This is a genomic window from Pristimantibacillus sp. Z349TD_6 (assembly GCF_056173205.1).
Window position 1 is genome coordinate 4,681,961 of the sequence record NZ_CM149662.1, and the last position, 13,269, is coordinate 4,695,229.

Sequence of the window (13,269 nt, forward strand, 5' to 3'; positions counted from 1 at the left end):
ATAGTTCCAAAATAAATACTAAAATTTCCCGCATTCAGTAAATCTGAAACTGCATTGATAGTCATGAAGACAATATATAAAGAGGCTTAGAGGTGAAACAATGAAACAATATGAGGTTGCAACCCTAAAAAAAGGACTACTAATTCTAGATGCATTGCAGCAAGGTGCACCCATGAGACTGACTGAGATTATGCACCGGTTTAACCTTAACAAGTCTACAACTTTTCGTCTGCTCTATACGCTGGAAATGACAGGTTTTATTCAAAAAGATGGTCTCACGTACAAAGCTTCTGAATTAAAGGAGCACCATTCATCATCTGCAAACACTCGACTTAATTGGTTAGTTGTTCCATCCTTGCATCAATTAGCACTGGAACTAGGCGAAACCGCATATATCGGAGTTTTAAATGGGATGAATGTCATGACAGTACAAGTGGTGGAGGCTAATCATACCATCCGTAGCCACACACGCGTAGGTGATTCCGCTTATGCCCATCTAAGTGCCTTTGGGAAAGTTATTCTGGCACACCTAAGCGATGAACAACAAAAAAAAATGCTTACACATCTTACCCTGCACAAAGCAACTAAGCATACTTTTGACGACAACCATTTATTAAAAGAGCATCTAAATGTAATCCGTCAACAAGGATACGCCATTGATGATGAAGAAACAGAAGTAGGTTTACGCTGCGTAGCAGCACCAATATTTTATAATGGTAAAGTAATCGCAGCATTGGCTATATCCGGCCCTGCTGCACGATTAAGCCGAAAGAGAGACCGTGCGGTAAGTAAAAAATTGAAGGAATGCAGTGCACAGATTTCCGGTCTACTTTGATCTCATCAACTTCGAAAAGAATATAAACCCAAAAAGAAAATAATAAGAAGCTTATAAAAATGCTAATACCAAAATTAATAATTTGTATGGGAATTTTGGTGACCTTCTTAGTGAACTTGCAATCGCATTTGAACTTGATCTAGACCCACGAGATAAACGTATCATAACAGAACTTATTATATTCCAAACAGAACCATACAAATTTACTTTAGATGGGATGAAAAACAAGAGATTATCTACACAAAATCATCCTAGAAGAATAATAAGGTTTTATTTTTCTCAAAAAAAAACCACCCCGAAGGGTGGTCCGTACTCATGATGAGCACTATAGGATTTGGATAGGAGTGGAGAGTCATGTCCTGAACCTGTAGCTTTTAGAGTAACGTACTTTCATACCGTGCATGATGCCAACCGTGCCGCTTTCAACAGCATTCAAAACCACTATTTCTTCATAATAGGAATGCTGCCCGTTAGCTTAATAAAAAGAGCAGGCCACCGCAAGCACCTGCTCATCAATACATTATTCGACTATCGTTCCCCGTTAGTTAAACAGATTTCTGTTTTAAAATTTAAATATTGAATATGGTTCTATACTACGGGATTTGTAATATTCAAATAAAAAATCTCTAAGTGTTTGAGGGAACTTCAAGTTCATTTCTTTGTCCTGCTGTAAAGCCTCAATTATCATTGAAATATCTATCCATTCAAATCCAATCTGTGCAACATCATTCTGTAAATGACTAAGCTTGTCTTCGGCACCAAAAGAACAAAGAAAGATGAATTCAATTGCATGCACTTGTTTAACTAAAAAAGAGTACTCATGATTATTAGAAATATATTCTCTAACGCAAATTAATTTTTTTATAGCTGTATTAATATTCAATTCTTCAGTACACTCGCGTAGAATAGTATCTTCAATTGTTTCGCCTGATTCTTGTCCGCCACCTGGTAATGTGTAATAAATACCTATATTGTCAAGCCTTTTCTTAATAAAGAGAACCTTATTTTCGTTTTCAATAATTGCTTTAGCCGTATTTCTGACCACAATATCCCCTCCAGTCAAACTTATTAGACGTTTTTTTCTGCAATTTGTTTCTTCATTAATCTGCCCGTTAGCTTAATAAGAAGAGCAGGCCGCCGTAGCGCCTGCTCATCATGTGTGTTATTCAACTATCGTTTCCTGTTAGCTGAATGATTTTTGGCTTCAGGCTTCAATCCTGTTTGCAGGACATGAAAGTACTCAGCCAGTATTTCGTCAAAATTGGGTTCATCAGATAGCTTCTCAATATATCTCCATAAAATCATTTCTTCCGTTTCAATGTGAACAACCTCGTACTCCATCTGTGTAGATTCCCAAACAGTAACTTGACCCAAACATCGTTCAGACTCGTTAATTATGCCAGTAGATGGGTTAGGAACACTGTTTTCAGGATTCTTATGCTTCACATATTCTGTAGAGATTGATAAATATGCTAGATCACTCTTATTGGATTCTACCCAAAGCTTAAATTTATCTCGAATCATTTCAGATCCCTCCCTAATGGAGTAAGCATATCAAATCGACCTAACAATTGTACTACAGATGTCTAAAATTATGACCTTGTTTCATGGCATTGCTGCTCGTTACTTCAATGAACAACGGCAGCCGATCGCGTGGCCCGCTGCCGAATGTCGTGGTGTTATCGTTACCCGTTAGCTTAACGAGGTCGCCGCTCTAAACCGGCAGACTAGTCATTATAATCTCCGATTATATATCTGATTTTTCCGTTTCATACCAAGTTAAATCTATGAGAATGGGAGGCCAGAATGTCGGGTCTATCCATTCGTATTCCAAATCTTTTGTCAATTTAGCAAGTAAAATGTTTCCTTTTTCGTTTTTTTGAATCTTCCACTTACCACTTGCTACTGCTTTTCCAGACTCAACCAAGTTGTAAGCAATTCCCCATTTCATGGGTAGCGAGTTGGTGTTCTCTGTTTCCTTTATTTTTTTGTCAAATAGCATTTTTGTTTCAAGTTCAACTTCTATCGTATCTTCAGAATTCCATATTTCAGTAAACTCATACCCTTTAAACTTTGAGCTTTGAATCATATCTTTTAATTCATCTGTTACGTAGATAATGCCAGTTATATTCTCAGGAACTTTAAATATGAGCTGATTTTTTACTACATCTTCTTTAAAGTATGCTTTTCTAATATTACTATTAGTAATGATAGTTCTATTATGATCTAGGGCATCAACCACATTTAATACATTCAGGATATAGTTAGGTTCATCGTAAGTAATGGGTATAAACTGAGCTTTATCTTTTAATATTGGCAATAAAAAACTCATCACATTCACTGAAACAATCGGAATATAAGTTAGAAAAGACAGAAAATCTTTATACTTTCTTTTTTTAAAGAGTACAAACTCTAATTTTGAATTATCGACGATTACATCACCCGTTAAACAAAGATCATAATTTTCATCTTTCAATCCAATTATAGTACTCTTCTCACTATACCCTAATTTCCATATTTTCATATTTATTTTTCCCACTTTCCAATGAAAATTTCAGCACAATCAGGCCTGTTGATTAACCATGAAAACAGGAGTTCCGAGTTCGAGGATGCTCCTGTTTTATTCTGAGTTTCAACTTCCCCGTTTAGCCTAATCCAGCGGCGGTAGTCTAATCTTTTATTTTGTCATACAACTTTATCTTAAGTAACTAATTCTTTATTTTCTCTTTTATCAGAACGTAGGCCTTAAATTTCCTCTTTTAATAAACTTTTAATTCTTCAAAGAATACCTCTTCGAAGATAGCCAGTAGTACCTGATTTGTTCTAATGGAATAAAGTGATATTCGTCGAAGTGATTAAGCTATCCTCCCTCTATGGAGAATCACTTTTCTCTTAAATACTCACGTTTTCTTAGTATATTAACCATGTTTGCTCATTACAGATAACACTTTAGTGGAACGAAGTTGTAGATGAAGAAATTTATGGGACTGGTAAAAGTGCAAAAAAGTCTCCACCTAGACCACTTGCTGTAAAAAGTGGTTTCTCCGGTAAATAGCTGTATGTTTGTCGTTATCCATCATCAATGCTGAGTCACCATATGTAATTATATCTGGATGAAAATACAAACCTATCAGTTATCTCCTCCTAGGATTTGTTATCAATAGTTAGATTATAACTGAGCTCTTTATATTCATATTATAGTTTAATGTTGTTGTATAACATGATTTAGACTTCGATTCTCTAAATCAATATATAGTTTAGTATTTAGAGTGTTTCATTATTTCGTATCCGTCAACCCCCCCCCACCTCCAACGTTCAATTCATTCATAAGAAAATGAAGGCAACTAAGTAAAGGAGGTTGCCTCATGACCACGAAAGACAACGTATTATGAATCAAACGTATCATAGACTACAAATCGAGCGGCCTTTCCTTGTCAGTATGGTGTACCGCCAACTACTTAAAGTTATATCAGCCCAAATATCTTTTGAAAATGTGTCCTATTTGCATGAGATACGTACCAAGTGAGGCTTTGCTCCACATCTTTCTTTGACACGCAAAGGCAATATTATTTTGTAAATCATATCATGTCATTTCCGAACATGTAAAATCCTGATAGCATCAACCAAAGTACAGAAATTAATACAGCGCATATGACTCCCCAGCGTGTCACAAAAGTTTCATTTTCTGGCTCATTTTAACAATATCGTAATGTGGTTTACCGTAACCTTTAGCAGATTGGTCACTTAATGAGCAATAAAAAATAGCCACCTGTAAGGGTGGCTCGCACTCAATAAGAGTGCAAAAGTATAGATAGGAGTGGAGAGTTCTGTCCTGAACCTGTAGCTTTTAGAGTATCGTACTTTCATACCGTGCCTGATGCCAACCGTGCCGCTTTCAACTGCATTCAAAACCACTATTTCTTCATCATAATAGTTCCGGCTTTTCTTGTTGGATCCAATGACCGCAATCCAGATTGACCACTTCCGCATTAGGCACGAATTTTGTCAGGTTTTCAGACTTCTGGACCGTATCCCGATCACCATAGATCATGAGAGTCGGCTGTACCATAAAAATGAAGGGGGTTGCGATTTTGGATGAGCTGTTTCATCCCTTCTTCATTTAGCGATTTGATTAATGCCTCGCATTTAAAACGTTCTGACTTTTAATGAGAATTAAACCCTAAATGATTGAGAAATACAGTAGCTCCTCTCTCTTAAAGATCAGGGAAACAATAGACCCAGATTTATGCAGTACCAAAAATCCTTTTAACGATTCTTTTGTTATTTATATTTCCTTATTCTGTAATATTTTTTTGCAATGTTGAAATTTTAGCCCTTCTTCAGATGAAGCGATCAATATTCCAAGCCTTCTTAATCGTGTTTCTTCTTTCTTGGCACTCATTACCCACCAGATAGAATCTCTTTTATAGGATGGTGATAAATTAGTGAAGAATAGCCAGGCTGTTTGATTTGCCTTGATTTGTTCTTCATATTCTTTGGCAAGTTCCACGTTTCTTTGTTCAGAGGAATAGCCTTGTGAATCGGTTCTGTTGTTAAAGACGTGCATTCCTTCTGGTCTCATCTTTCCAAGCTGTATTTGTGCTTTTACCTTCTTTACGTTCACAGCACTCCATACACTATTTACTTTGCGCGGAGTAAAGCGAATCTTATAGCTTTGTTTATCAATGGTTTTTCGTATACCGTCAATCCACCCAAAACAAAGAGCGGCATCTACTGATGCAGACCAAGTAAGACTTGCACGCCCTGTACTTATCCCAAAATAGCCCACCCAAATTTCATTAGCTTCAGCATGATGTTCTTCTAACCAATCGTTAAACTCTTCTTGGTTGTTGAAAAAAACTACATCACCCATTGTTCCAGCCATTTTAAAATCGCTTGGTTTGTTTCTTCCGGCTTTTCTTCCTGGATCCAATGACCGCAATCCAGATTGACTACTTCCACATTGGGTACGAACTTTGTCAGGTTTTCAGACTTCGCAACCACATCCCGGTCGCCGTAGATCATGAGGGTCGGCTGCTGGATGATTGGGTTCACTTTCGCCAATAAGCGCCAGTTGCGGTCAAGGTTCCTGTACCAATTTATGCTGCCCGTGAACCCTGATGTTTCAAAAGCGGAGACGTAAACGGCCAGCTCGCTTTCGCTCAATACGGGCTCACCGAGCGGTGTTTCTGCTCTGGCGAGATTGATCAACGCCATACCTGGCTCAGGTGCTCTGAGAGGCTCGTTCTTTCGGTACAGGTTGCGAAGGAACCTGTATGTATTGTCTTCAAATACGGCGTCCGCGACGCCTGGCTGTCGATTGAAGTGGACGAAATAGAAATCGCCGCCAAGTATTTCTTCCATGAACTCGATCCAGGGTTTTTCTCCGCGCTCTTGGTAAGGCAAGCTCAGATTTATCACTTTATTGACGCGGTTTGGATGCAACAAGGTCAGTCCCCAAACGACGAATGCACCCCAGTCATGACCGACAAAGGTAGCGTCCTCGTATCCATAGTGATCGAGAAGCGCGATGAGATCACCCGACAAGTGTTCAATGTCATAGTCTGTTACTTCGGTCGGACGGGATGAGTTGCCGTAACCCCGCTGGTTGGGGACGATGACATGGTAGCCCGCTGCGGCAAGTGCGTCCATCTGATGGCGCCAAGAAAAGGCATGCTCTGGCCAGCCGTGGCAGAGTACAATAGGTTTTCCTGCGTTTTCTTGGCCTGCTTCAAACACTTCGAGTTCCACACCGTTGGCTGAAATAAGGGTGGGCTTGGGAAAATCGGTTGGATTAAACATTGAATTAAAACCTCCTTCTTGTGATACTTGTAGTATAATGGATAAAAGGTGACATCAAGGTGTCACCATTCTGAAATCATGTAAAAAAAGAGGGCAATTATGGACAAAGTGGAGAGACTCATTTCGATTATCATGATATTGCTGAAAAAAGAGGTTGTTTCTACAACGGAATTCTCACAACTATTCAATGTCTCCAAAAGAACGATCCTTCGCGATATGGAAACATTGAGCTTATCGAACATCCCGATCTACTCTGTCTATGGGGTCAAAGGGGGCTACGGCATAATGGATGAATACAAGGTTGATAAACGCCTTTTAAGCAGCTCCGATTTACAGAATATATTAACTGCGCTCGGTGGATTGGAACAAATCCTCCGTACTGAAGAAGTTGAAAGAACGATAAAAAAAATAGAGGCAATGGTTAGTCCATTGTCTCTAAATCGTTCCATTCAACTGTCGTTTTATGATTGGGAAGGTCGGTCCGAGATTCTTGAAACCTTAAAGACATGTCAAGAATCCATTTCAAAAAAGAGGCTGGTTTCGTTTGATTATACAGATAAGGACGGGGCTGTAACGAATAGAATGGTCGAGCCCTATGAGCTGCATTTTAGCGAATCGAGTTGGTATTTGAAAGGATTCTGTTTACATCGACAGGGAAATCGAACTTTCAAGTTATCTCGGATCGATCATATTATTATAGATGAACGCGCGTTTCATCCTAGAGACGATTGGTCAGAGCAAGTACACGAAGCAAATTATCTACCTGAATTCGTCACGATTAAGGCATGGATATCGCCTAGCATAAAAGATCAAATCATCGAAAGGTATGGTCGAAGAAGTATTGAAGACCATAGTTCTGGATTTTTATTAGCAACCATTTATGTCCCACAAAATCGTATGGGATTTCAACTTTTAGCAAGCTTCGGCACTCATCTAAAAGTTGTAGAGCCCAAAACCTATATTGAAGACTTCCGAAATTATTTATATCAAATGATGGAGAACTATTCCTGATAGATTTAGCATTAAAGCTTTAACTTCAACTCAACTTTTCGCCATCACTTATGGTAAGGTTCAGCTTAACGGGTCGATCGGCGAAAAATAAGAAGGAGCTTGTCACGGCGTGACAGCTCCTAGAAATCCAATTGGTTAACGTAAACAATATTCTTTTATCGCCGTCATCTTAACTTGTGCTCTACATTGTAAATGTGCTAAGTAAAGACGGCCATACCGACATTCTTTCACGGCAAGACGGACATGTGGTTTCCCCCGCTAAATAATGCATTTGCCCAGCCAATGTTTGCTCTCCGATAGCAGCCGCCCGCTCCGCTAGTGCGCGTACTTCTTCCTCTGCAAATGACGCTGCCGGAACGATTAGTTGTGATTCCTGGCCAGTGTGAAAAACGGGATCATGTTCATAAGCTTGAAGAATTCCTGCATGATTTTCATTAGGCCATATGAACACATCTTCCTCGCAGGCCGAACACACGGCCACATACTCATCACCGTTACTAAACGTCAACAACATGTTGGCAGTGATATATGATCCCCTATAAGCAGCGTCCGCAACAAGAATGTAACGCTTCTCCATCCCATCTATGGAATGTTGGGCTGTATAGGCAAATACTTCCTTTGTAAGCGCCCTGAGCTTGCCAATTGCTTCTACATATTCACGATACAATTCCGTACAAACGGAGCTGCCTACATCCTCAGCTAGTTCAGCCCAAGATGCTGGGAATGGCGCCTCATCTCGCCCATCGGAGCTTGCCTCGATGATACCGCAATTGAGAAACAGTTCTTTACGCACTTCCACATCCGATGTGGAGCATGCTAGCTGTGCCAAATACGGCATCGCCGCGTATGTAGCCGTATATATCGTATTTTGATGGAACAAATACTCCTGAAAGAGTTCGTCAAAAACCTCCTGATTATATTGTCGCATTAGCTGCTGCAATAACACAGGTACGTTCTCTGCAGAACCGTACGGCCCATCTAGCTTTCCCCATACATCGCTATTCCACTTAAGCAAGCTTTCCCTCCGTTCCTAATTGCCAATTTCTATCCTTTCTACTTATTGTATCACATAAAAAACTGGAACCAGTGCCCAACATCCTAACTCTTCAATGTCACTTAGGGTACTTCTCGGCTTAACGGGGCTATCGGCGAAAAATGCGCCGCGGTGCATAATTGCCAATATTTTATACCCGATTCAAAGGCTATGACCAAGCTTTCATGACAAGCACAAAAGACCACCGAAGTAATCGGCAGCCTGGTTGTCAGTGATTCAACTATCGTTACCCGTTAGCTTAATTCATCTTGTTTATTCTTTCCAACGCTTCTTCAATGGTTTCATACTTAATGCTATCGTATTCCCAAGTCAAATGGCGGTTAATGGCTGTTGCTACTTCTCCCCATGTTGGACGAATAGAATCTCGTATGATTGCATTTATCCGTTCTTCAATTGCAATTTGATCAAATGTACGCACTATAAATGTCGCTCGGCCATCAATTATTAGCTCTTCATCAAGCATAGAAAGGAGTCTTTCTGTTGTCATAACACGGAAATAGAAATATTCAACCCTCTTCACCTTCCTCCTCTCCAATATAAGCAGCACCGCGAGCAAGGAATCCTTTTGAACTTTCTTTTATTTCCACAATATCAAGATATTTTAGTATGGGTTTTATCATATACTCCCCCTGTTACTTCTAAAGCTTAGTTCGGCGTCTCAACTAACGTTCCCAGTTAGCGCAATCCCTTATCTGCTGCCTCTAAATAGTCGAGAAGCAGCAGTCGAGCTTTATCGAAGTTCTCGTACTCTTTAAAGAACTCCGCGTACTTACCGATACTTCCCTCGATGAATCTATACTGCGGGTACCAATTAAAGAAAGAAAGCTCTAACAATTCTCTTTGTCGGTGAGGAATATCTTCTATTTTACCAGTCAAGACATAACTTAAAGTACCCGCAATATTCATACAGTAGGTGTTAAAATCGCCATTCAATGAATTTTCTTCATCTCTTAGCTTCATAAAAGCAGAACGAAAATACTCCTGACTTTTATCAGAATCTCTATACGGGAATGGATTATCTAATTCAATGCTCTTCAATTGATGAACCATTTCATCCATGAGTTTCCCCTTTATTAGAAATTTTTCCATTCTCTATTTGTTGAACAAACGTCCTTCTATAATTGAATTTCATTCCTTATCTTCAAGTAGTTTGTGCTGCTTCATATAATCTTCATATGCGTCATTTACTTTCTTTTTACAGATTATTTCCCATGATTCTTTTAGTTCCGATACCATCTTATTGTTATAAGGATTAGGGTCCATATCACCTCCAAATCCTATCCACGAATCAGGGGCTACATCACCCTTTTCATCTGAATATGCTATTTCAAGAGGCGCTGCTGCATGCCCTGAGAACTCAATCAGGATTCAAGTGAAGTTGTGATATTTTTAATGACGGTTTCTTCATTGCGCTCCAATCTGGTGGATCAGTGAAGAAAGTCTTCAGTCGATCAAAGATTTGTTCTCGCTCTTTGAACCAATAGGTACACTCATTAATCTCAAAACAGAGGATGAGCGAAATATCAAAGGGTTGATTTGCCTCACTAAATGAAAATTCATTCACGATTGTTTGTTCGTCAATTCCTCCCGGATCACTAAGGTCCTCGTCGTCTTCAATCTTTGAGTTAGCAGATGTTTCTTCACGAAGATGAATGTGTTGTTCGAATAATTTCTTAGCTTCGTTCACATGGGAAATGAATCTATTCGGATCAAATAGTAATGAAAAATAACCCATCAACTCTTCGAACAATCCTCGCTCAGTGAGACCAATTTCTATTCTGGTAAAACCATGTGTTAAGCCGGGCTTTACCTCTTCCATATAGGAATAGTTGAAGCGAGCTAAGTTTGCCGCATAAGAATTTCTGCCAGTACGATAGTTGTAGAAAGAGCTGCACAGCAACCAGACAAGAGGTGGATAAATCCACCAAAAATATTTATTATGGTCTCGATATAAATTACGATTGGCTGTCCCAAGTAACTCAAAATAATCTGCCAGTTTACCGAGCTCGCCATTCTCATATAACGGATCTAGTAATCCTCGAAACTCATAAAGTCCTAAAGAAAAGTGGTTGTCGATTGAGTATCCTTCATTCAGATATTCCCGATTCCTTTCCTCCGTTCGCTCGATAATCTCCTTTAACCCTTCATAAAACAATAGTCGATCATTCACCCGTATACACGCTCCTATATAACCAATGATGCCTATTTCAATCCTGGCTCCTAATCTTCTCATACTAACACATATTGGAAGTATCCTGCCCGTTAGCTCAACGAGGCTGCCGATTTATGCCGGCAGCCTCATCCTAGTTGTTTCCCTTTAGCGCAATAAGATTTTGCTAACAAGCATTTTGTCTATTATATAGATAACTGCCAATGCGTGAATAAAAGTAAACTCCAGCAATAGATCTCTATTTTTTCAGCTATATCAAGACTTACCTAACGATTTCTATTTCAAACCGACCACAATCAGTCCTTCTGAGGGTAAATCTACTGTTTGGTACTGTTCAAATATCCTATAATTACCTTCTAGGTCCACTATTCCAGGCTGTCCTTTATAAATAACACATCCATGTCCATTCATAAATCTTGAAGCTTCATCAAAGATAGGTTCAATAACATAATCACCATTAACATCAATAAATCCCCATTTTTCTTTTTCTAACACTGGAGCTAATCCATTACAGAAGTCGTTAACGTTCTTAAATTTGTTAGGAATTATCTCATTTCCAACTACATCGATAAATCCATATTTTTTCCCTCTGAAAAATGCTGCTCTCCCATTTGAAAAGTTTCCAATAAATTTGTATTTTGGTGACAAAACAACTTCTCCATTAGAATTAATACAACCATGTTTATAAGATTCATTAATAATTACTGCAAGACCTTCAGAAAATGATTGTGCATTTTCCCATTGTGGATCAATAACAATGTTTCCAAGAACATCAATATAACCATGCTTATTTCCTATCTTCACAACTGATAATCCTTCAAAAAAAGCATCTAAGCGGTCATAAATAATCGGGATACATACACTTTCATTAGCATTAATTGCGCCAAATTTACCCGAAATTTCAACAGTTGCTAGTCCATCAGCTGTGAATCTTGAAAATCCATCATATAGATATGGTATAATAAGCTCCCCCGAGTAGTTAATAAATCCAAGTTTACCTCCAACTTCTTTTCTCACAGCTGCATAGCCGTAAAGATAATCAGTTGCCCACTCATATTTGTCGGTTCTTATCTCCAGGTTTTCTCTTATTAAAAACTTATGTCCAATTTTTTCGATAATTAATGCATAACCTTCAGCAAAACGATTAATGTCTTCAAAGTTCTCCTTACTCACTAATAAACCATTCAAATCAGAAATTCCATATCTCATTTCCATTATTTATTAGTCCCCCAGTAACCTTTGAAAAAAGTAGTATATTCTTGAAGATCACGTTTATTCAAAACTACATAATTACTATAATTATTACTTCCACCAAATTCTAACGGTATAATATGATGAATATCATAACCATCTCACGAGCCCCCCAACATACCACATATTAGAACTTTTCTACCCGTTAGTTGAACAAGAGACTGCCATGCGGCAGCCCTATCAGTATTGAACTATCGTATCCCGATAGCTTAACGAGGTCACCGCTCTAAGACGACAGCCTCGTCACTATAAGCTCCGATTATATATCTGATTTTTCCGTCTCATACCAGGTTACGTCAAAGAGAATTGGAGGCCAGAACATCGGTTGCATCCACTGATATTTATGAGTATCTATTAAATCTCCTAGAACAATAACACCGTTTTTATTTTTCTGTATTTTCCACTTGCTACTAATAACTGATTTACCTTGTTCAACCAATTCATAGGCTTCCGACCAAGTATAAGTCTTTCCTACGATGTTTTCTATTCTCTGAATTTCCTGCTCATATCTCAATTTTCTTACTCTCTCTTCATCACCCGTGTTCATTGAATCCCATACTTCAACGAATTCGTAGCCCTTAAAAGGTGATTTTTCAATAATATCTTTTAAAGCGTCAGTGACATATACAGCTATCATTTTATGTTGAGGGATTTTAAAAATATATTGACCCTCCAACTTACTTTTATCGAATTCAATTTTTATAATTGAACCATCTTCAATTATAGACTTATCATAATCGATACAATCGATCACATTAGTCACGTTTAAACCACATATGTCTTGTTTCAATTTGAAATCAAGAAATTGCACACTCTTTTGAATGAATGGAGAAAGAAACTCCTTTGTTTCCAAAGAAATAATAGGTATCTCAGGCAAAAAACCATAAAAATCATTGTTTTTACCTTTCTTTACCACTTTCATTTCAATAGGAATAAAATCATCTATTTTCCCTTCAAAATTAATAATTCGCAGTTGATCATTTTTAACCATTAATATTGTGGTATTTGAACTATAAAGTAATCTCCAAACTTTCAATTTGTTTATCCTTTCATTTTGAAATCTCAACCCGCATTTTACCTGTAAGTAATTAAACTCATGGAGCAGCAGCTGCAGCAAAATGCTCCTTGATTGTTCAACTATCGTTC

At 38.4% G+C, this 13,269-nt stretch carries 13 protein-coding genes; 2 read left to right on the plus strand and 11 right to left on the minus strand.

Annotation, left to right across the window (positions count from 1 at the left end):
• Positions 1-100 precede the first annotated feature (100 nt).
• Complete coding sequence (locus tag AC0VYE_RS20370; RefSeq protein ID WP_475442749.1) at positions 101-835, plus strand: IclR family transcriptional regulator; 735 nt, start codon at positions 101-103, stop codon at positions 833-835.
• Between the two features lie 562 nt (positions 836-1,397).
• On the opposite strand, the gene AC0VYE_RS20375 is transcribed toward AC0VYE_RS20370, so the two are convergent.
• From AC0VYE_RS20375 to AC0VYE_RS20395, 5 genes are all read right to left on the minus strand, one after another.
• The gene (locus tag AC0VYE_RS20375; RefSeq protein WP_475442750.1) at positions 1,398-1,880 is read right to left on the minus strand and encodes an NUDIX domain-containing protein; all 483 of its coding nucleotides are present in this window, start codon (positions 1,878-1,880) and stop codon (positions 1,398-1,400) included.
• Between the two features lie 125 nt (positions 1,881-2,005).
• The gene (locus AC0VYE_RS20380) at positions 2,006-2,359 is read right to left on the minus strand and encodes an immunity protein TriTu family protein (RefSeq protein WP_475442752.1); all 354 of its coding nucleotides are present in this window, start codon (positions 2,357-2,359) and stop codon (positions 2,006-2,008) included.
• A 223-nt stretch (positions 2,360-2,582) separates the two neighbouring features.
• Positions 2,583-3,359: an imm11 family protein gene (locus tag AC0VYE_RS20385; RefSeq protein ID WP_475442753.1), complete on the minus strand. Its 777-nt coding sequence runs from the start codon at positions 3,357-3,359 to the stop codon at positions 2,583-2,585.
• 1,761 nt (positions 3,360-5,120) lie between these two features.
• Positions 5,121-5,720, minus strand: coding sequence for a YdeI/OmpD-associated family protein (locus AC0VYE_RS20390; RefSeq protein ID WP_475442754.1), 600 nt, complete (start codon positions 5,718-5,720; stop codon positions 5,121-5,123).
• Positions 5,696-6,637 (minus strand): alpha/beta fold hydrolase, encoded by a 942-nt coding sequence (locus AC0VYE_RS20395; protein WP_475442755.1) that lies wholly within the window; start codon positions 6,635-6,637, stop codon positions 5,696-5,698. Before AC0VYE_RS20395 ends, AC0VYE_RS20390 begins: the two co-directional genes overlap by 25 nt.
• Positions 6,638-6,736: 99 nt before the next feature.
• Here AC0VYE_RS20395 and AC0VYE_RS20400 point away from each other — a divergent pair, with 99 nt between their 5' ends.
• On the plus strand, positions 6,737-7,648 hold the full coding sequence (locus AC0VYE_RS20400) for a helix-turn-helix transcriptional regulator (protein ID WP_475442756.1): 912 nt from the start codon (positions 6,737-6,739) through the stop codon (positions 7,646-7,648).
• Positions 7,649-7,829: 181 nt separating this feature from the next.
• On the opposite strand, the gene AC0VYE_RS20405 is transcribed toward AC0VYE_RS20400, so the two are convergent.
• The 6 genes from AC0VYE_RS20405 to AC0VYE_RS20430 form a co-directional block, all read right to left on the minus strand.
• On the minus strand, positions 7,830-8,663 hold the full coding sequence (locus AC0VYE_RS20405; protein ID WP_475442757.1) for a hypothetical protein: 834 nt from the start codon (positions 8,661-8,663) through the stop codon (positions 7,830-7,832).
• A 277-nt stretch (positions 8,664-8,940) separates the two neighbouring features.
• Positions 8,941-9,222, minus strand: a complete 282-nt coding sequence (locus AC0VYE_RS20410; RefSeq protein ID WP_475442758.1) for an Imm8 family immunity protein — start codon at positions 9,220-9,222, stop codon at positions 8,941-8,943.
• 155 nt (positions 9,223-9,377) lie between these two features.
• Entirely contained in the window at positions 9,378-9,761 is a 384-nt protein-coding gene (locus AC0VYE_RS20415) for a YxiJ family protein (protein ID WP_475442759.1), read from the minus strand.
• A 298-nt stretch (positions 9,762-10,059) separates the two neighbouring features.
• Positions 10,060-10,872 carry a hypothetical protein gene (locus tag AC0VYE_RS20420; RefSeq protein ID WP_475442760.1) on the minus strand — a complete coding sequence of 271 codons (813 nt, stop codon included), beginning with the start codon at positions 10,870-10,872 and terminating at the stop codon, positions 10,060-10,062.
• A 276-nt stretch (positions 10,873-11,148) separates the two neighbouring features.
• Positions 11,149-12,087 carry a WG repeat-containing protein gene (locus AC0VYE_RS20425; RefSeq protein ID WP_475442761.1) on the minus strand — a complete coding sequence of 313 codons (939 nt, stop codon included), beginning with the start codon at positions 12,085-12,087 and terminating at the stop codon, positions 11,149-11,151.
• Positions 12,088-12,382: 295 nt separating this feature from the next.
• A complete protein-coding gene (locus tag AC0VYE_RS20430) occupies positions 12,383-13,240 on the minus strand; it encodes a hypothetical protein (protein ID WP_475442762.1) in 858 nt (285 codons plus the stop codon).
• Between the last annotated feature and the right edge of the window lie 29 nt (positions 13,241-13,269).

Coding starts and splice junctions, on each gene's coding strand:
- AC0VYE_RS20385 (WP_475442753.1), bottom strand. CDS start 3,359: ATGAAAATATGGAAATTAGGGTATAGTGAGAAGAGTACTATAATTGGA.
- AC0VYE_RS20380 (WP_475442752.1), bottom strand. CDS start 2,359: ATGATTCGAGATAAATTTAAGCTTTGGGTAGAATCCAATAAGAGTGAT.
- AC0VYE_RS20395 (WP_475442755.1), bottom strand. CDS start 6,637: ATGTTTAATCCAACCGATTTTCCCAAGCCCACCCTTATTTCAGCCAAC.
- AC0VYE_RS20370 (WP_475442749.1), top strand. CDS start 101: ATGAAACAATATGAGGTTGCAACCCTAAAAAAAGGACTACTAATTCTA.
- AC0VYE_RS20425 (WP_475442761.1), bottom strand. CDS start 12,087: ATGGAAATGAGATATGGAATTTCTGATTTGAATGGTTTATTAGTGAGT.
- AC0VYE_RS20390 (WP_475442754.1), bottom strand. CDS start 5,720: ATGGCTGGAACAATGGGTGATGTAGTTTTTTTCAACAACCAAGAAGAG.
- AC0VYE_RS20400 (WP_475442756.1), top strand. CDS start 6,737: ATGGACAAAGTGGAGAGACTCATTTCGATTATCATGATATTGCTGAAA.
- AC0VYE_RS20415 (WP_475442759.1), bottom strand. CDS start 9,761: ATGGATGAAATGGTTCATCAATTGAAGAGCATTGAATTAGATAATCCA.